General features: G+C 22.4%; 21 protein-coding genes and 1 tRNA gene. 21 read left to right on the top strand and 1 reads right to left on the bottom strand.

The features are described 5' to 3' along the window. Positions 1-48: 48 nt before the first annotated feature. Both ylqF and D500_RS02665 read left to right on the top strand, forming a co-directional pair. Positions 49-999 carry a ribosome biogenesis GTPase YlqF gene (ylqF, locus tag D500_RS02670; RefSeq protein WP_008363860.1) on the top strand — a complete coding sequence of 317 codons (951 nt, stop codon included), beginning with the start codon at positions 49-51 and terminating at the stop codon, positions 997-999. After that, complete coding sequence (locus tag D500_RS02665; protein WP_008363862.1) at positions 993-1616, top strand: ribonuclease HII; 624 nt, start codon at positions 993-995, stop codon at positions 1614-1616. The genes ylqF and D500_RS02665 overlap by 7 nt, the downstream gene beginning before the upstream one ends. A gap of 19 nt (positions 1617-1635) precedes the next feature. Here D500_RS02665 and D500_RS02660 read toward each other — a convergent pair whose 3' ends face one another. Further along, positions 1636-2868, bottom strand: coding sequence for a YeeE/YedE family protein (locus D500_RS02660; protein ID WP_008363864.1), 1233 nt, complete (start codon positions 2866-2868; stop codon positions 1636-1638). Positions 2869-3031: 163 nt separating this feature from the next. Between D500_RS02660 and D500_RS02655 the strand changes: the two genes are divergently transcribed. From D500_RS02655 to D500_RS02565, 19 genes are all read left to right on the top strand, one after another. Next, entirely contained in the window at positions 3032-3337 is a 306-nt protein-coding gene (locus D500_RS02655; RefSeq protein ID WP_008363866.1) for a single-stranded DNA-binding protein, read from the top strand. A gap of 240 nt (positions 3338-3577) precedes the next feature. Beyond that, positions 3578-5449 carry an ABC transporter ATP-binding protein gene (locus tag D500_RS02650; protein ID WP_008363868.1) on the top strand — a complete coding sequence of 624 codons (1872 nt, stop codon included), beginning with the start codon at positions 3578-3580 and terminating at the stop codon, positions 5447-5449. A 16-nt stretch (positions 5450-5465) separates the two neighbouring features. Continuing rightward, complete coding sequence (locus tag D500_RS02645; protein WP_008363869.1) at positions 5466-7319, top strand: ABC transporter ATP-binding protein; 1854 nt, start codon at positions 5466-5468, stop codon at positions 7317-7319. Between the two features lie 34 nt (positions 7320-7353). After that, on the top strand, positions 7354-8961 hold the full coding sequence (locus tag D500_RS02640; RefSeq protein ID WP_008363871.1) for a hypothetical protein: 1608 nt from the start codon (positions 7354-7356) through the stop codon (positions 8959-8961). A gap of 55 nt (positions 8962-9016) precedes the next feature. Continuing rightward, positions 9017-9093: transfer RNA gene (locus D500_RS02635), tRNA-Arg, on the top strand. Positions 9094-9147: 54 nt separating this feature from the next. Next, complete coding sequence (locus D500_RS02630) at positions 9148-9900, top strand: hypothetical protein (protein WP_008363873.1); 753 nt, start codon at positions 9148-9150, stop codon at positions 9898-9900. Beyond that, complete coding sequence (locus D500_RS02625) at positions 9890-10201, top strand: hypothetical protein (RefSeq protein ID WP_008363875.1); 312 nt, start codon at positions 9890-9892, stop codon at positions 10199-10201. The genes D500_RS02630 and D500_RS02625 overlap by 11 nt, the downstream gene beginning before the upstream one ends. Before the next feature lie 70 nt (positions 10202-10271). After that, positions 10272-11573: a GTPase ObgE gene (gene obgE, locus D500_RS02620; protein WP_008363877.1), complete on the top strand. Its 1302-nt coding sequence runs from the start codon at positions 10272-10274 to the stop codon at positions 11571-11573. Between the two features lies 1 nt (position 11574). Next, the gene (gene nadE, locus D500_RS02615; protein ID WP_008363879.1) at positions 11575-12312 is read left to right on the top strand and encodes an NAD(+) synthase; all 738 of its coding nucleotides are present in this window, start codon (positions 11575-11577) and stop codon (positions 12310-12312) included. A gap of 5 nt (positions 12313-12317) precedes the next feature. Next, the gene (locus D500_RS02610) at positions 12318-12626 is read left to right on the top strand and encodes a TIGR04561 family membrane protein (RefSeq protein WP_008363881.1); all 309 of its coding nucleotides are present in this window, start codon (positions 12318-12320) and stop codon (positions 12624-12626) included. A 17-nt stretch (positions 12627-12643) separates the two neighbouring features. Beyond that, positions 12644-13762 (top strand): nicotinate-nucleotide adenylyltransferase, encoded by a 1119-nt coding sequence (locus D500_RS02605; RefSeq protein WP_008363883.1) that lies wholly within the window; start codon positions 12644-12646, stop codon positions 13760-13762. Then, positions 13746-14408 (top strand): 5'-methylthioadenosine/S-adenosylhomocysteine nucleosidase, encoded by a 663-nt coding sequence (gene mtnN, locus D500_RS02600; protein WP_008363885.1) that lies wholly within the window; start codon positions 13746-13748, stop codon positions 14406-14408. Before D500_RS02605 ends, mtnN begins: the two co-directional genes overlap by 17 nt. 11 nt (positions 14409-14419) lie before the next feature. Further along, positions 14420-15058 (top strand): deoxynucleoside kinase, encoded by a 639-nt coding sequence (locus D500_RS02595; protein WP_008363888.1) that lies wholly within the window; start codon positions 14420-14422, stop codon positions 15056-15058. Positions 15059-15291: 233 nt separating this feature from the next. Beyond that, positions 15292-16242, top strand: coding sequence for a putative lipoprotein (locus tag D500_RS02590; RefSeq protein WP_008363890.1), 951 nt, complete (start codon positions 15292-15294; stop codon positions 16240-16242). 82 nt (positions 16243-16324) lie between these two features. Further along, positions 16325-17047, top strand: a complete 723-nt coding sequence (locus D500_RS02585) for a hypothetical protein (RefSeq protein ID WP_008363893.1) — start codon at positions 16325-16327, stop codon at positions 17045-17047. A gap of 12 nt (positions 17048-17059) precedes the next feature. Next, entirely contained in the window at positions 17060-17860 is an 801-nt protein-coding gene (locus tag D500_RS02580) for a hypothetical protein (RefSeq protein ID WP_008363895.1), read from the top strand. Between the two features lie 57 nt (positions 17861-17917). Next, the gene (locus D500_RS02575) at positions 17918-18688 is read left to right on the top strand and encodes a hypothetical protein (protein ID WP_008363897.1); all 771 of its coding nucleotides are present in this window, start codon (positions 17918-17920) and stop codon (positions 18686-18688) included. Positions 18689-18802: 114 nt separating this feature from the next. Then, the gene (gene mnmA / locus D500_RS02570) at positions 18803-19930 is read left to right on the top strand and encodes a tRNA 2-thiouridine(34) synthase MnmA (protein ID WP_008363899.1); all 1128 of its coding nucleotides are present in this window, start codon (positions 18803-18805) and stop codon (positions 19928-19930) included. 46 nt (positions 19931-19976) lie between these two features. Continuing rightward, positions 19977-20594, top strand: a complete 618-nt coding sequence (locus D500_RS02565) for a hypothetical protein (protein ID WP_008363901.1) — start codon at positions 19977-19979, stop codon at positions 20592-20594. The last annotated feature ends 12 nt before the right edge of the window (positions 20595-20606 follow it).

Here is a 20606-nt window from a genome sequence, read left to right as displayed (position 1 = left end):
TTTATTTATTGATAAGATTATATTAGAAAAAAAGAAAGAAGTGATTTTATGAGTGCAGAGTTCAACTGATTTCCAGGTCATATGAATAAAACTTTAAAAGATATTGAAGCTAGAATTGAAATGGTTGATGTTGTTGTTGAAGTTATTGATTCAAGAGCTCCTTATTCATCAAAAAACACTACTTTTAAAAAGCTTTTAAAAGATAAACCAATTGTTTATATTTTTTCAAAAGCAGATATTGCTGATTCTAAAGTTACTCAACAATGAGTAGATTATTATATTAAAAATGAAAATTCAAAAGTAATAGTTTTATATAATAGACATACTGATGTTGTTAATGATTTAATTAATGTAATTAATGAATTAACAGTTAAAAAACGTGAAAAAGACAAAGCTAAAGGAATTAAAAATACTTTAATTAATGCTTTAGTTATTGGGATTCCAAATGTTGGAAAATCTACTTTTATTAATAGAGTTATTAAAGGAAAAAATGTTAAAGTTGGAAATAAACCAGGAGTTACTAGAGGAATTCAATTAATTCATTTAAATCCTTTTATTAATCTATTAGATACACCTGGAGTTTTACCTTCAAAATTAGAATCTGAAACAGTTGCTGTAAATATTTGTGCAATTAATTCAATAAAAGATAATGTCTTTCCAAAAGAAAGAGTTGCTGCTAAATTAATGAGTTATGTTTATAACAATTATGATGATGTTATTGAAAAATATTACAAAATCAATTTAAGATTACAAAAACCAATTTCAGTTGCTGACTCATATAAAATTTTTGAAACAATTGGAATTGAAAAAAAATGATATGTTACTGAAGATATTTTAGATATGGAAAGAATTTTATCTTCATTTTTAAGAGATCTAGAAAAAGGTAAATTAGGAAAAATTTCTTTTGAAAAAGTTTTAGAAGTAGTTCCAGAAGAAATTCAAAAAGCCATTAATCCAGAAGATAACAAACAAGGTAATGATATAAGTTCATTATGATAGATAGAAAATTATTTGATGATCAAATTAAAAAAGATCACAATATCACTTATTTATCAGGAAGTGATGAAGCTGGTAGAGGTTGTTTAGCAGGACCTTTAGTTGTAGCTAGTGTGATTTTAAAACCTGATTACTTTAATCCTTTAATAAAAGATTCAAAACAATTAAATCCTAAAACTAGACAAATTCTATTTGATGAAATTATTAAAAATTGTTTAGATTATCAAATTATTGTTATTTCAAGTGAACAAGTTGACAAACTTAATCCTTTACAAGCTAGTTTACTAGGTTTTAAAACAACAATTAATAATTTAAAAATTACTCCACAACTTAGTTTAATTGATGGTAATCAAAATATAAAACTAGAAAATATTAAAACTTTACCTATTATAAAAGGTGATGATTTAAGTTTTTCTATTGCTTGTAGTAGTATTTTAGCAAAAGTAACAAGAGATAAAATATTAGATGAATATGATCAAATTTATCCAAATTATGGATTTAAATCTCATAAAGGTTATTGTACAAAACAACATTTATTAGCAATAAAAAAGTATGGAATTTTAGATATTCATAGAAAATCTTATAAACCAATTAAAAAAATAAGCAAAGAAACTAGTTAAACTAGAATCTTTGCTTTTTTTATAAAACTATAGTCTGTTGAGTTTTTATATTATGTTTTTTAATAAAAATTTTAATTCCAACAAATATTCCAATAATCATACCAATTAAAAATACTCATCCAGATAAATCAAATGTACTTATTTTTGAATACATTCCTCCAACACTACATCCATTAGCTAAACTTGATCCAAATCCTAGTAAAAAACCTCCTATTGTAAAATAAAAAAGTTCTTTTTTATTAATTTTAAATTCACATTTAAATTTATTTGCTAATAAACAACAAACTAAACAACCTATAAAAAATCCTATATTTATAAGTGTTGAACTATCATTTAATAAACCATTATTAGTAATTTTTATAAAATCTGCAAACATTTGATTTGATAAATTAATTTTAAAAACACTACATAAATAAGTAAAAAATATCAAAAAAGGTCTTGATACACCTCATGTTTTATTATTTATTACTAAAATAAAACTTGCACAAATACTAATTAAAATACTAGCAGTTATAAAAGATCAATTTTTTACAAATAACTTATAATAAGTCTGATAACTAAATAACTTTTTAGATGAATTATTTATTAATTTGTCATCATTTATTTTTAAATTAAAGTTTTGCATTTGATATTTATGTTCATATTTTTTAACTATTAAATATAAAATAAATAAAACTAATAAACTACAAATTAGTGTTGTTAAAAAACCTATGTGATTTAATAAAAACACTTTAGTACTAGTTTTTATAAAAAAACTAGTTTTACTAAAAGACTTTAAACTAATATATCCAACAACTGATCCTATTATAAAAAAGATTACTCCAATTAATCCTTTTATTTTTCCTTTAGCTAAATCAACTAAAATTCCACTAGCACAATTACTAGTAATTATTATTGATATTCCAATTAAAAAACTACCAATAAAAGTTAATATACTAATATTATTAACATCAGAAATATTTGAAATTAAATTTAGATTATAAAAATTAGAAATCATTTTAATTATAAAAACTATTAATAAACTAAAAACTAAAAGTAAAATAAAAGCTTTTGTTAAATTAGTATTTTTATATAAATAAGCCTGTTTAATACCAATTGAAAAATTAAAACTAGATCTATTAATAACATAACCTAATATAAAACCAATAACTAAAGATCATCTTAAATTTGCTGATTTTAAAAATATAGCTAATATGATTAATAAAACTAATATTATTAAAGCAATAATAGGTTGAATAAATTTAGTTTTCATATTTATCACTACTAATATTTTATAATTTTAAAAATTGTTTAAATTTTACTTAAAGTATTTATTAAATTTATTTTAAAAAAAGTTAAAAAAATTGTTAAAAAAAGGTCATTTTGTAATTTTTTTCCCTAATACAATAATGAGAAAACAAAAAGGAGAAAAATATATGAATTTAGTAAATCTTATTGGACAATTAGAAGGTGATGCTACTGTTGCTTATACTTCAAAAGATGGAGAAAAAAAACTTTACAAGTTTGTTGTTAAAGTACCAAAACCATACAAATCAAAAGAAGTAGATTCTTTAGATTATATTAATATTAAAGCTTGATCAAATGCTGTTGATGATGAGTTTTTATTACACGATCAAGCTGTTGTTGGAATTGAAGGAAGAATTCAATCATTTACTTCAAATAATGACCTAACAAATATTAGAAACGAGATTTTTGCAAGCAGAATTTTATATTTAAACTAATCACACTTATTAAAATTAATCTAGTCTTTTATTTAGTAAAAATTTTAGATATCTTATATTTGTAAAATAAAAAATAGTTTTTCTCATTTATCTAAAAAATCAATAAAATTATTAATAAATCTACTAGTAAAATTGATTAAAGATTTTTAAATAGCACTAGAGACTATAACTTGGTCTCTTTTTCTTTTTAAATGCCTAAATGTTATAATTATTAGAGATTTTACTATAAGGAGAATAAGAATGAAAGTTAAAAATAATTTCGATCATTTTTATAAACCAATGACTAATGAAGAAATAAAACAAGATAGAAAATCTTTTAATCAGGGTAGAAAAAGTTTTATTAATGTTATCTGAAAACACATGAAAATTAATAAAAAATGAGCTATAGGTTTATTAATTACTGCCATTCTTTCTGCTTTATTTGCTGCATTTAACCCTTTATTAATGCAACAATTACAATTTTCTGTTGAATTTGAAAAAACTAAACAAACTTTTGTAGGTTCTTGGGGATTAAATTGAAAAGTAATTTTAGCAATTTGGATTATTATTTTAGTAATAACTGCCATTCTTACTTATATTGCTAACTTATTTGGAAATGAACTTGGTAAAAAAATTGAAATTAGTTTGAGAAATGAATTAACTAAAAAACTAATTACAACAGATATACAGTATTATTCAAATAAAAAAACAGGAGAAATTTTAACAAAAGTAGTTTCAGATACTCAAATTATTGGTATGCAAGCTTCAGTTATACCAAATATTATATTTACTGCTTTTTTTACAATGGTATTTACTTTAATTACTTTATTTGTCACAACTAGTTTATATATTGGTCTATTTTTCATTGCTTTATTTGCAATTTTTGGCATTTTATTTGGACTATCTTTTTTACCTATGAGAAAACTAGTGTTTAATCTTAGAAAAATCATTACTGATATTAATGGTGATGTTACTGATAGAATTAATACAATTAAATTAATTAAAGCTAATGGTACTGAAGAATATGAAAAAACTAGATTTGTACAAATTCATGATATTTATTATAAAAAATACAAACAAATTAGTTACTTTCAAGCTGTAATGATCAGTATTTTATTTTTTGCAATTAATACTGTTCAAATTTTAATGACACTTATAGCTTTATGATTGTATAAAAATGATATTAATACTTTAAAAACTATTTTAGGTCCTATGTTAATTTGTGCTGGAATGCTAATTGGACCAATTATGCAATTATTAAGAGCTATTATTGGAATGGTTCAAGCAAGTACATCAGCTCAAAGAATTGATGAAATTACTGATGCACAACAACTTATTAACAATCACTCATTAGATAAAAAAGGAATTAGAATTCATAAAATTGAAGGAAATCTAGTATTTAAAGATGTTAACTTTGCTTATCCTGATAAACCTGATAATGTAATTTTACCTAACTTTAATCTAACATTAGAACAAGGAAAAAGTTATGCGTTTGTTGGCCAAACTGGAGCTGGAAAATCAACTATTTCAAAATTATTATTAAGATTTTATGATCCAACTTCTGGAGAAGTTTTAATTAATAATAACATTAATATTAAAGATGTATTTTTACCAAGTTATTTAAGTCATGTTGGTTATGTTGAACAAGATCCATCAGTTTTACTAGGAACAGTTTTAGATAATTTAAGATATGTAAAACCTAGTGCTACAGATGAAGAAATTATTTTAGCTTGCAAAAAAGCTGAACTTCACGATTTAATAATGACCTGACCTGATCAATATAATACAATTCTTGGAGAACGTGGATTTATTTTATCTGGTGGTCAAAAACAAAGATTAGTTATTGCTAGAATGTTTTTAAAAGATCCTGATATTTTAATATTAGATGAAGCTACAAGTGCTTTAGATAATGTTGTTGAAAAAGAAATTCAAGCTAAATTAGAAGAACTAATGCAAAACAGAACAAGTATTACAATTGCCCACAGACTTTCAACTATTAGAAATGTTGATCAAATTATTGTTCTTAGTCCTAAAAAAGGAATTATTCAAATTGGTACTTTTAAAGAATTAGTTAAAAAACCAGGTGAATTTAAAGATTTATATGAAGCTGGATTTTCTAAATATGATGCTTAATTAAGGAGGTGTTAGTATGTCAAAAGTAAAAAAAGTTTATACAAATATTAAGAAAAAATGAACTTTTGATAATAAGGGTAAATTTACTTTAAAAAAATTTGGCCTTTTTATTAGAATGAATATTGAAATAGCTAAAAAAAATCCTTTATTATTTTTAGGTGTTGTATTTTTTACTTCTTTAGATGCTATTTTTTCAGCTATGCTTCCTTTATTTTCTTCAAAAGTAATTAATACTTTAGTAAATAATGATACTCAATGATTATTTAATTGAATGCAATTAAATTCAACTGGATGATTATATGTAATTGGTATTAACTTATTAATAGTAATTATTTGTGAATATTTTACTAACTTTACGATTGCTTTATATTCAGCTCAAATTGAAGTAATGCAAAGACTTAAAATTTTAAAAGCTTTAACTGATCAAGATGTAGATTTTTATTTTGATCACGTTTCAGGAAATATTTTAACTAGATTAGTTGGAGATACTCAGTTTTTAGCTTTAGGAGTACAACAATTTTTAACTAATTTAATTTATGCTTTATCTGGTTCAATTACTGCTATTGTTATTATGTATACTCAACAACTATATATGATTGCAACACTAGCTTTAGTTTATTTATTAATAGCTAATTTATTCTGTGTTGGATTTTTTATAGATATGAGAAGAAAATTAATATTAGCATTTGATATAAAAAGAGACACTGATGCTGATATGACAGATAGAATTAATAACATTTCACTTATTAAAGCTAGTGGAACTGAAGAATTTGAAATTAAAAGATTAGAAGAACAAAATAAAAATTATGAAGATGGATTAACTAAATTTACTCATTCTTCTGCTTTATTAAATACTTGTTTAACTTTTGTAATTCAGTTATTAATTCCAATCATATTTATTATTATTGCAGTTCAATATTTAAGTAATTCTCAATCAAGTAATAGTTTAGGAGCAAATATTGCTTTAATCTTTCCATTACTATCAACTTTAATTGGGGGAATTGCTATTTTATTACCAAGTTTAAGATCAGCAACTGCTGCTTCTAATGCTGCTAATAGAATTAGTGAACTAACAGATCCAAAACCTTTAATTCACTCAAATTTAAAAGGTTATAAAATTGATAAAATTAATAGTATTGTGTTTGATAATATAGCTTTTTCATATCCAAAAAAACCTGAAAGAATTGTTATACCACCAACTTATTTAACTTTTGAAAAAGGAAAAAGTTATGCTTTTGTTGGTCAAACTGGTAGTGGTAAAACTACTATAGCAAAACTTTTATTAAGATTTTATTCACCAACTCAAGGAAAAATTCTAATTAATAATGAACATAATTTAAATAGAATTAACTTACCTGCTTATTTAGATCATATTGGATATGTTGAACAAGAACCACAAATTTTATATGGTACTTTTTTAGAAAACATTAAATATTCTAAATTTGATGCAACTGATGAAGAAGTGATTGAAGCATGTAAAAAAGCTGAACTTCACGATTTTATTATGTCTTTACCAGATCAATATCACACTGTTTTAGGACAAAGAGGATTTATTTTATCTGGTGGTCAAAAACAAAGACTAGTTATTGCTAGAGTATTTTTAAAAGATCCAGATGTTGTGATTTTAGATGAAGCTACAAGTGCTTTAGATAATGTTGTTGAAAAAGAAATTCAAGATAAACTAGAAGAATTAATTAAAGGTAGAATGTGTATTACAATTGCACATAGACTAACAACTATTAAAAATGTTGATCATATTTATGTTTTAGGAGCTAATGGTTCAGGAATTGTACAATCTGGAACATTTGATGAATTAAAAAAACAACCTGGTCATTTTAGAAACTTATATGAAGCTGGGTTAATGGAATAAGATTGATTTCTTATTATATAAAGTAGGTGTAATTATGCCAGTTTTAGAATCTATATATTGAGTTTATTTTCATGATATGGTTAAGAAAATAAAAACAGATAGATTTAAAAAAGTAGATGAATTATTAAAGAAAAAAGTTAATGAGATTTTTGAAATTACTCATTATGGGTTGTTTCAATATCAAATTTTAAAAGATAAGCCATTAATTAATATTGATGATTCATCTATTAGTGAAATTTGTAAATATATTACAAATAATTATTCAAGATTTTTTGAATATTTAAATTATAATAATTCAAAAACTTCAGTTTATAGTTCGAAGTTAACTAAAAATGAATTTGAAGAAATTTCTTTTATTATTGAAAATATTACAATTAAATATATTGCAGATAATTTAATCCTAACTAATAACAATAATTACAATAGTGATTTTTTAAACTTGTTATTAATTGAATTATCAAAAATGCATCGTTTTGATACTAACTTTTTAGCAAGAAATAATGATAAGATAGTTTATCATTCTTTATCTTATCCTTTGTTTTTAACAATGTTAGTAATTGATATTACAAACGAACAACAAATGTTTAATAACATTAAAAAAGTTTATACAAAACAAAATATTTTAAATGCTTTAAAATCAGGAAGACCTTTATCTTCAAACGAATTAGATTACTTTAAATCACATATTGATATTTTAGAATATGATGAAGAATGAAATGCCTTTTTATTAAACTTTAAATTTGAAAATTGAACTTCTTATTCTATAGAAAAAAAATATAAATTAATCTTTCAATTAGCAAAATACACAGCTTTGTTTTTAAAAGATCGTATTAAATCAGTATGAGCTTTAAGTGATGGTGGAGAAATTTTTGATAGTTTTTATAACTATATAACTTTGTTTTTACAAAACAAAACTTCTAATCAAACTTCAACTATTTATCTAACTAGTAAAACTGATACTTTAACTAAAAATTATGATGATAGCGATCGCTTTTTATTACCATTTTTAATTAAAGACTATAATCCAATTCAAATTGGAAATCATATTTCTTTATTAAAAGATTATTCTAAGTTTGTGTGTGATAAAGATCGTATTATTGACTTTTTAGATGCTGTGTTATTATCTACAAGTTATATTGATTTAATTGATATTTTAAAAGTTGATAGTAATTATTTAGCTGATTTTTTAATTCAAAGAAAAAAACTAGCTTTAGTTGATACTTTAAATTTATACAAACTAAATGATCATAATGTTTATAAAAAACAATATAATTCAGTTAATTTAGAAAATTTAAGATTTAGTCAAGATGTTATAAAAGAAATTATTAAAAAAGATTTTAGAATTGAAGTTTTAAAAACTAATAATCAATTTGTAAATATGTTAAAAATTATTTCTTTAATATTAGCTTTAGTTCCATCAACTGCTAAAAGATATAATTATTCATGAGAAATATTAGTTAAATACTTTATTATTACTTTTGGTCCATATAAAAGAAAAAAAGCTTTATATGATAAAAAAACTATTAATGAGATAACTTTAAAAATAGCAAAACTTTTATCTAATTTTAAACATATAAAAAATAAAGAAGACTATTGTCAAACTTTATTAATTATTTATAAGTTAGAAAATTTTAAAAATTAATTAAGATTATTTCTTTTCATATATAAATGTGATAAATTTATATATGATTGCTATTGCCCATGTAGCTCAGTAGGATAGAGCACGCGCCTTCTAAGCGTGAGGTCGGAAGTTCGAGCCTTCTCGTGGGCACCACTTAGAAAACTAAAATCGTGCTTAGCACGATTTTTTATTTTAAAGAGACTTATTATGACAAATTACTATGATCAAACTTTAAAACAAATAAGACAATTAATTGATGACAATAATTTAGATAAAGCTTTAATGATTATTAATCAAGAACTAGAAATTAGTTATATACCAGTTGATTTTGAAAAAGAGCTTTATAAGTTTTTAAAAGAAATAAAAGAAAAGCAAAATTCTAATTTAAATAAAACTTATAGTGTTTTAGAAATTAAAAAACTATTAAATTCTCAAAATAATCTAGATCAAATTATTGCTATTAAAAACTTAGTAAATATAAATATTAGATTAATAATTGATGATATAAAAAACTATTTATTAAACATAGATAATGTTTATGAAAATAAGGCTTTGTTATTAATTAGTTTAGCTGATCAACAAATTGATTTTAATTTAAAAGTTATTAAAGATAAAAACACAAGTTATTCAATTAATCCTATATCATTAAATACAAATCAAATTTTTAATACTTATTATCAAATTGAAGATGATATTTTACAAATTATTGATCAAAAAGATATTTTTTTAAATCAGACTTGTAAACAAGTGTTATTTTCGTATTTTATTTATAAGTTTCCATATGTTAATGATATTAAAAACAATGATACTATTATTGCTGTTATTAAGCTATCTTATCAGTTAAATGACTTAGAATTTGATCTAAAAAGTTTAAATAAAACTATAGAATTTAATCAATCTAATGTAATTAATATAATTAGTGAAATTAAAAAAAGTGGTGTTTTTAAGTATGAAAATTAATTTTGATCCAAAAAATTATAAATATTTTAAAGATTATAATTTTTTTATGGTTAAGTTTTTTAATATAACTTGTTCTTTGTGTGATAGTTATGAAATTAGTTTTGTAATTAATTCATCACCAACTCCAATAGGAAGTTTATTAAAAAATCAAACAAAAAAACTAAGTGAAAAAGAAGTTGAAAATCTTGTTAATAGTCAAATTCTAATTTGAGATAAATTAGAAGAAACTAATTATAAAAATAACATTCCAACTTTTTTATGTGATGAGTGTTGAAATACATTAACTAATCAATGCAATTAATACGATATTTTTAAAAATCAACTTTATAATATTAAAATATTATAAACAATAAATATAAAGTAGGTGCTATATGAAATTTGTTGATTCTGCTGATTTAATCATTAAAGCAGGTAAAGGTGGAGATGGAGCTGTTAGTTTTTTACATGCTTTATTTGTTCCTAATGGTGGTCCTGACGGTGGTGATGGTGGTGATGGTGGTTCTGTTTATTTTCAAGGTGATGAAGGTAAACACTCATTATTAGATCTAAAACTACAAAAAAAATATAGTGCTCAAGATGGTTTTAAAGGTGATATTAAAAACATGCACGGAGCAAAAGGTGAAGATAAAATCATCAAAGTACCTGTAGGAACTATTTTATATGATAAAAAAACTAATGCTATATTAGCTGATATTAATCAAAATAATAAACTAGTTTTAATTGCAAAAGGTGGTAAGGGTGGAAAAGGAAATGCTAGATTTGCAAATTCAAGAAATAAAGCCCCAACTATTTTTGAAGCTGGTGAATTAGGTCAAGAATTTGAAATTAGAGCTGAATTAAAAGTTTTAGCTGATGTTGGTTTTGTTGGATTACCTAATGCAGGAAAATCTACTTTACTAAGAGCTATTTCAAATTCTAAACCTGTTGTTGCTGATTATCCATTTACAACACTTACTCCTCAACTTGGAGTTGCTCGAACTAAAAATAATGATACTTTTATAGTTGCTGATTTACCTGGTTTAATAAAAGGTGCTAGTTTAGGAAAAGGTTTAGGTCATCAATTTTTAAAACATATTGAAAGATGTTTAGTAATTTGTCATATAATTGATGCTTCAGGAAATTATGGTTCTGAAGATATAATTAAAAACTATGAACTAATTAGAGATGAATTAAAAGCTTATAATCTTAATTTAGAAAAAAGACCTGAAGTAGTAGTTTTAAATAAAATGGATTTAGATGAAGCTCAATTAAATCTTTTAGATGAAAAAATAGTTAATTATTTTAAAGATAAAAACGTTGTTCAAATTTCAGGATTAAAAAAAGAAAATATCGATGAATTATTATTTAAAATTTATGATCAATTAAAAGTTGCACAAAAACAACCTTTATGAGAATTAGATCAAAATAATGAACAAGAAGAAATTGCAATTTATAGATTTACTGAACAACAAGATGATATTCAAGTTTATAACAAAGGTAATAATCGTTGAGAAATAGCTGGAGATACTATTTTTAAAATTTATCAAAAATTCCCAATATGAACTGAAGACAACTTATTAATGTTTAATGAAAAACTAAAAGAAACTGGAGTATATGAAACATTAGTTAAAAAAGGTGTTAAAAAAGGTGACTTAGTAAAAGTTTTTGATTATGAATTGGAGTGAACAGATTAATATGGAAACTAATTTAAAACAATATTTAGACTATTTAGTTGAATTTATTCAACAAACTGTAAAAAAAGCCAAATGTGATGGAGTAGTTGTTGGAATTAGTGGTGGAATTGATTCAGCTGTTGTTGCAAATCTAGCAAAACGTGCTTTTCCTAATAATTATTTAACTGTATGAATGCCTATTTATTCATCACAACTAGATTATGATTGTGCTAATGAATTAATTAAAAAAAATCAATTAAAAAATATTGAAGTAAATTTAGAAAAAAGTTTTGATGCTTTTAAAAATAGTTTTTCAAATTTAGATGATGAAGTTAGTTTATTAGCTATTTCAAATGCTAAAGCTAGATTAAGAATGACAACTTTATATACAATTGCTCAAACTAAAAAATACTTAGTTTTAGGAACTGATAATTTAGATGAATGACATATTGGTTATTTTACTAAGTATGGTGATGGTGGAGTTGATGTTGTTCCTATTATTCATTTATTAAAATCAGAAGTAAAAAAAGCAGCTGAGATTTTAAATGTTCCTGAAATTATAATTAATAGAAAACCAACAGCAGGATTGTGAGAAGGACAAACTGATGAAGGTGAAATTGGATTTAGTTATGATTTAATTGATAGCTATTTATTAAAACAAAATAACGATCCTAAATTAAAAAAACGTATTGATTATTTACATAAAATAAGTAAACACAAAAGATCATTAGCTATAAAACCAAAAAAAATCATTAGATAAAAACTATGACAAATTTATACATATATACAAACAATTTTAAACCAATTGAAGTTTTTGGAATAGCTATTCCTTTTTGAGTTATTGCAACAGTTTTTGGAACAATTGCAAGTTTAGCTTTAATTATTTTCTTACTTAATTTTCTAGTTCGTAAAATTAAAATAATTAAAAATAAAAAAGATAATAAAAACTCTAATAAAACAGATCAAAATAATCAAAATATAAATGATAAAAAACCAATTGAACTTGAAGTTAACATAATTGATGAAGAAATTAAACAAGTTCTTAAACAAGAAAAACAAAACCAAGAAAATTAAAAAATTTAGGTGAAATAATGAGTAAAAAAATAGCTCTATTTGGTGGTAGTTTTGATCCAATTCACACAGATCACGTTAATATTATAAAAACTTGTTATGATAAATTAAAATTTGATGAAGTGTGATTAATTCCAGCTTATTTAAACCCTTTTAAAACTAAACAAAACAGTAGTGTTAGTGATCGTTTAAATATGTTAGAAATTATTAAAAATAAATTTGACTATATTAAAATTTATGATTATGAAATTTTAAATCAAAAATCAACACCAACTTATCAAACAGTTAAACATATATTAAAAAATAATAAATCAGATCATTTTTCTTTTATTATGGGATCAGATCAATTAGATCGTTTTGAAGAGTGAAACAATTTTGATGAACTTATTAAAATGATTGATTTTAAAGTATTTAAAAGAAATGAAGATTATAATAAAGAAGTTTTAGATAAATATAATTTAGAATTATTTGAATTTGATAATAATTATTTAAGTTCAACAGATATTAGAAACTTAAAACATTTAGATAAACAAATTAAAGAAATTAATGATTATGTTAATTATAATTTAATGTATTTATATGAACGTATGGAATCAAAAATGGATGAAAAACGTTATATACATTGTTTAAATGTTGGTAAAATGGCTTATGATCTAGCTTTAAAGTGAAATGTTGATCCTAAAAAAGCTTTAATTGCTGGTACACTTCACGATATTACAAAAAGATGATCAAAACAACAAGCTTTAAATTACTTACAAACTTATTTACCAGAATTAATTAATGAACCTTATCCAGTTTGACATTCTTTTACAGCTTATTTACACTTATTATATGATTGATTAATTGAAGATAAAGAAATACTAAGTGCTGTTTTTAACCACACAGTTGGTTGTGAAAATATGTCTAAATTAGATATTATTGTTTTTTGTGCAGATAAAATTAGTATTGAAAGAGATTATGAAAATGTTGAAAAACTAAGAGAGTTATGTTTTTCAGATTTAATGTTAGGGTTTAAAACTTTATTAAAAAATCAATATGATTTAGCTATAAAAAAACACGGTAAACAAAATATTGGATCAATGTTAATTAAAACAGTTGATTATTATTTAGAAAATAAAGATGATGAAATTAGTAATTAGTGCAATGTATGAAGAACTAGAATATAGTTTTAAAAAAACTAATGCTAAATTAATAATTGATAATGATATTTTAAAACTATATCAATATCAAAATATATTATTATGTATTAGTAAAATAGGATTAGTAAATGCTAGTTGTAGTTTAAGTTATATATTAAATCACTATGATATTAGTGAAATTTTAAATATAGGAACTTGTGGTAGTTTAAATAAAAACTTTAAACAATCAGATATTATACTTGTTAATAAAGCTTATTATTTTAGTGTTGATGTTACTGGATTTAATTATTCTTATGGTCAAATTCCTAAATTACCTAAATATTTTTTAGCTAATAATAATTTAAAACTAAATTTAGATTATAAAATAAGTAATATTGCAAGTGGTGATGTTTTTATTAATAAACAAGAACATTTAACTAATTTTATTAATAAAATAGATGACAAAATAGATATAGTTGATATGGAAGCTTGTAGTTTATTTCATACTGCTTATTTATATAAAAAACCAATTAGTAGTATTAAAGTTATTAGTGATGTAATGTTTGTAAATGATACTAATATGATGCAATTTGATCAATTTATAAACAAAGCTAGTCTAATAATTTATCAAATCTTAAATGATTTATATTTTAAAATAAAAAGTTAGTGGATTAAAAAATGAGAATAGCAATTTTTGGAACAACAGGAGCAGGTAAAACTACTTTATTAGAAAATCTAAAAGAACTTTTAAAAAATGATTATGTTTTTATAAATGAAACAAGTTTAGATTGTCCTTATTTTAATAAAGCATATGATGATAATAATTTAAATGTTCAAGATTATAATTACAAATTAGATTTATGAATGTTAACTGATCGAATGAAAACATTTATCAAATATAAAGATTATAAAAATGTTATTTATGATAGAAGTATTTTAGATTCAATGGTATTTAGTCAAACTGATCATATGTATAATAGATTAAATGATACGGATTATAATGTTTTTAAAGACTATTTTTTAACTTGCATTCTTCCAAATATATTTGATTTAAAAAATAATTGAAAAACTTTTGATGTTGTGATATATTTAAAAATTGATCCATATAAAGCTATTCAAAGAATTAACAAACGTTCAAGAGAAGTTGAATTAGATACAAATGATCAGTTTTGATTAAACTTAGCTAATGCTTATGAGTTTTGATATAACATTTATAAAGAAGTTATTCCTTTTTGAGTAGTTGATGCTAATTTAGATGATCCAAACTATATTGCAAAAAGTATTGCTAATATGATCAAAAACGTTGATAATAAATAAGATAGATTAAAATAAATTAAAAATGATTTTTTAACTTATTTTAGTTGATCTTATTTTTTAATGTCTAATTTTATAGTTTTACTAATTAAATTAATAGTTATTTTTAAAACATAAGATAAAATCTTTTTTTAATTTTAAATAATAGTAAAAAATAATAGCTTTTTATGTATTAACAACTAATAATTAAACTAAGCTAAATTTAAATTATTAAATTAGTAAACTAAGGAAAAGATATGAAAAAATTCTTAACAATACTAAGTTTTTTAACTACTCTAAGTTCATCACTAGTTGTTGTTTCTTGTAAAACAGATAATGTTGATAAAGAAGTTAAAAACAAAGAAAATAAGAATGAACAAAATAATAATCCAAAAGATAATAAACATAATAAAGATAGTAAGAATACAAAAGATAATAGTAATAATAATTTAAAAGAAAAAGATACTGAAAACAAAGATAAAAAAATAGAACCTGAAGAAAACAAAAAGGATCAAAGTAAATCTGAAAAGAATGCAGAATCAGAACCAAATTCAAATAGTAGATCAGGTCTAAGTAATAATAATGAAAGCAATTCTAATGATGATTCTTTAAACAGTAATTCTCAAAATCCTTCAAGGAATGAAATGCCTAATGATCAAGCATTTAAAGATGAAGAACCTTTAAAAAAGGAATCAGAAAATATAAAAAAACTTAAACATGAAGTGGATGAAATTATATCAAAAAAGAATGATGGGAAAATTAGGTATCTTTTTAAAGAATTGAATTCTAATTTGATACAAAATGAGTACGATCATAAAGTGAGTAAAATTTCGTCTTTAATAAGTGATATTTTTAAATTATTTGATAAATATGAATCAGAAAAATTAAAAACCCAGATCAATGACCTTATAAATAAGAATTCTGATGGAAATTATAACTGAAATCAAGAATACAAACAGAAGTTAGATGAAATATTAAAACAAATATCAAAAGAAGAAAAAAACACCATTGTTGATAAGATAGAACAGTTATTTTTTAATTTATTAGATAATGAATCAGAAAACAAGAGAAATAATTTAGATAATGAATTAGAGCAATTATTAGGAAATAAGCAATATAACGAAATTAAAGAAAAACTATATAAAATGATTGAAAAATCAAAAAATATAGAAAAAGTATTATTAATAAATGTATCTTTAATAGGTTAATGAATTAATCAATAATATCATCATCACTATTTTGAAAAATATAAATTTAAGTAGCACACCAAAATCTTTAAAAAGGAAATATATGAAAAAAATTCTAACATTATTAAGTTTTATAACAGTTTTAAGCTCATCGCTTGTTTTAGTGTCTTGTAAAACTACAAATGGTAATCAAAGTATTAATAAAAAAATAGATGTAAATAAGGAAGGAAAAGAAAAATCAAATTCTAATGAACAAGAGTTACCAAAAGATGAACCAGATGATAAATCAACTGATGCTATAGAAGAAAAAAAAGAAAAAACAGATGGTTTTGCAAGTAAGTTAAAAAAAGAATTAGTAGATCATTTGGATAAAAAAGAAAAACAAACTATTATGGAATTAGCATCAAAACTTTTCGCTAGATATTTGCAAAAATCTAACGAACACAAATTACCTAATGATTTATCAAATTTAGAAAGCAAAATTTCAAAATTATTTGAAGAAGAAAAATATGATGAAATAAAGGGAGAATTAACAGTTCTATTTAGTGAAGGTTTTAATAAAGAAAACAACTTCTCTAGCGATCAGGTATCAAGAAAAATAAAGGATTTACTAGACAAGGTAGAAAAGAAAAATAAAGAGTTAATTTTAGAAGAAATAAAAAATTTATTTGAAAAGAAAGCATCAAAGGAATTAGAAGAAGAACTAAAAAGTAAAACTAATGAAATAAATAGTTTATTATCTAAAGAACAATATGAATCTGTTAAAAATAAACTATTTGACTTAATAGATAAAATAGCTAATTTAGAAAAAACATCAATCAAATAATAGGTATATGATATGAAGAAATTTCTAACAATATTAAGTTTAATAGCAGCTTTGTTTACAACGGTTGTAACTATTTCTTGCAAAAAACCTAATGATAATACTATAAATAGGACTAAAAATAAAGAATCAAAAACTGATTCTATTGATAAGAGTGATAAAACTAGAGAATCTAATAAAAATTCTAATCTGTTTCCAAATTCAATACCTAAAAATAATAATCAAAATCCAAATAGCAGTATTAGTCACAGTGAAAAGGATTTGCAAAATGATGGTTCAACAAAAATAAATGGTAATTTAACTGAATCAGAAAAAAAACCTGATAAGAAAAATAAGCAAAAAGATGTTTATAATCAACTTAAAGAACAAATTGGCAAAATGATAGAACACAAAGAATTTGAAAAAATTAAAAATCTTGCCCAGCAACTTATTTATCAGAATTCTCTTAATTTGTTAGAAAGACAGGCTGAAAAGAAAATACAAGAATTAAATGAAAAAATTCTTAAATTATTTAGTGAATCAAACTTTGATCAAATAAGAACTGAAATAACTATATTAATTAGTAATAACTTTAATAACAACAAGGTTACTGAACAAGAAAGAAAAAATATAACAGAATTATTGGATCAAGTTTCAGAAGAAAACAAAGATAAGATTTTAACAAAGATTAATGAATTATTTGCTAATATTTTTAGAAATGAATTTAAAGAACACCAAGATAAACTAACTAATGAAATAAATAAATTAATAGATAACCAAGAGTATGATAAATTAACTGAAAAACTTCTTTCTTTAGCTAACAAAAAATCTAGTTAAATCAATTTGAAGTTAAGTCATTTAAGGTTAATAATTATACTTTTATAAAGGTAAAAAATGAAAAAAGGTGTAACAATATTAAGTCTTATAACATTTGCTTTTTCTTCAATGTTAGTTGTTTCATGCAAAAGAACTGAATCTAATAAAGGTACTAATTACATAAACAATGTATCTAATGACAAACATTATAGTTCTAATTCTAGAGAAAAAGATAGTAAAGAAAACAATAAAAACAGTGGCCTAAATAATACAATTATTGAAAAACATTTGCCAAATAAAAATGATGTGCAATCTGATCATCCTATTCAAAGAAACAATAATTCAGATGTTTTGTCAGAAGAAAAAGAGCGTGTCTTAGAGTTATTAAAAGATTTAAGTAATAAGACAGAAATTACAAAATTTGCAGAAGAATTAATCACTAAAAAAGAATACTTGTTAGGTAAACAAATTCAAGATAAAGAATGATTTGAATATAGTAAAAAAATTGAAAATTTATTTAAAGAAAGAAAATATGAAAAAATTAAAGAAGAATTAATCAATCTTTTAGAAGAAATTAAAGGACTTACATCAGATAAAAAATCAATTGAAGATAAATTGAAAACCTATAAAGGTTGAACTGTTGATGAACAACTAAAAGAAGGTCTATTGTTGGAATTTAAATTTTTCTTTGACTCTAAATTTTATATAACACAAGAAAAGAAAACACAAGAAGCAATTAAAAGTTTTTTAGAAGAAATTAACAAATTAATCTCTGAAAAAAACACTAACGAACTAAAAGAAAAACTATTCAAACTAGTTGATGAGATTTCACAATTAGAAAAAGATTAAAAAAATAATTACAGTTAACTCCTAAATATTTAGGAGCTTTTTTTGTAAGTCTAACATATAATATTTGTTCTAATTTATAATTTTATATGAACATTAATTTTTGAAAGGATATATATGAAACAAAAAGTTGTAGTTGGATTATCTGGTGGAGTAGATTCTTCAGTTGCTTGTTATTTATTATTACAACAAGGTTATGAAGTTGAAGGATTATTTATGAGAAACTGAGATTCTGCAACTAATAATGATATTTTGGGTAATACAAATATTAATAATGATATATGTCCTCAAGAACAAGATTATTTAGATGCAAAAGCAGTTGCTGATAAGTTAAACATTAAATTACATAGAATTGATTTTATTAAAGAATATTGAGATTATGTGTTTACTTATTTTATAGAAGAATATAAAAAAGCAAGAACACCAAATCCAGATATTTTATGTAATAAATATATTAAATTTGATAAGTTTTTAAATTATGCAATTAATAATTTAAATGCTGATTTTATTGCTATGGGTCATTATGCAAAAGTTAATTATAATAAAACTACTAATCAGTATGAATTAATTAAAGCAAGTGATACTAATAAAGATCAAACTTATTTTTTGGCTCAACTAAATCAAAACCAATTAAGTAAAACTTTATTTCCACTAGCAAATTTAACAAAAGAACAAGTTAGAAAAATAGCTTTAGAACAAAATTTAATTACAGCAAATAAAAAAGATTCAACTGGTATTTGTTTTATTGGAGAACGTCATTTTACTGATTTTTTACAAAACTATATTCCAAGTCAAACTGGAGATATTGTTGATATTAAAACTAATAAAGTTTTAGGACAACATATTGGTATTATGTATTATACAATTGGTCAAAGAAAAGGAATTCATTTATCTGGAATGAGTGAACCTTATTATGTTGCTAATAAAGATGTTGAAAAAAAGATTTTATATGTATGTAGTACTAGTGATGAAAGTTATTTATACTCAACTAGTTGTATAGTAAATGATGTTAATTGAATTTTAGATTTATCTAAGTATGTAGATAATGTTAGTGAATTTGAATGTCAAGCTAAATTTAGATATCGTCAAGATGATAATAAAGTAGTAGTTAAAAAAATAGATGATAATAACTATAAAGTAATTTTTAATAAACCTTTAAAAGCAATTACAATAGGTCAACAAGCAGTCTTTTATTTAAATGATATTTGTTTAGGTGGAGCTGTTATTGATAAAGTAATTAAATAAAACTAAAATACTTTATAATTATATTGTTATAGAAAGAAATGATTTTATGCAAACATCTACAATATTGATGATTGTGCTTTTAGTTTTTGTAATTGGATTTGTAGTTTGAAGCACTATTACTGGTAAAAAAGCAAATAAAAAAGAAAAAGAAAAAAGATACAATCAAGTAAGAGAAAAAATTAAAGAATATATTTTAGTTAATGAAAATAAAAAGAATTTAAGAATTGAATTTGAAAAAGTATATGCTAGAAAAGGTGCTGAATACAAATATAGAGATGTATTTGATGTAATAGTACAACTAATAGAACCAAAAACTCAAAAAATAATTGAAACTAGAGCATATGAAGTTGAAGGTTTAACTACTAAAGTTAATAAATCACAATATAATACTGAATGAATGGTAAATTCTCAAATTGATTTAGAAGAAACTAAAAGAAGAATTGCAATTGGAGAAAAAACTATTAAATTAACTAAAGCTGAAAAACAAAAACTAAAAGAAGTTGAAAAAATGCAAGCTAAAAAACTTGCTTTAGAAGAAAAAGAACAACTTAAAAAAGCAAAAGAAAAACAAAAATCTCAAAAAGGAACTATTGATATTTATCAAGAAAGAAAACTAAATACTACTAATAAAAAGTTTGTTCCTTCAAGATCTAAAAGTAATTAACTTAGGCATCAA

The organism is Mycoplasma feriruminatoris, from assembly GCF_000327395.2.
Classification (GTDB): Bacteria; Bacillota_I; Bacilli_A; order Mycoplasmatales; family Mycoplasmataceae; genus Mycoplasma; species Mycoplasma feriruminatoris.
This window is presented reverse-complemented; position numbering and strand designations above follow the sequence as displayed.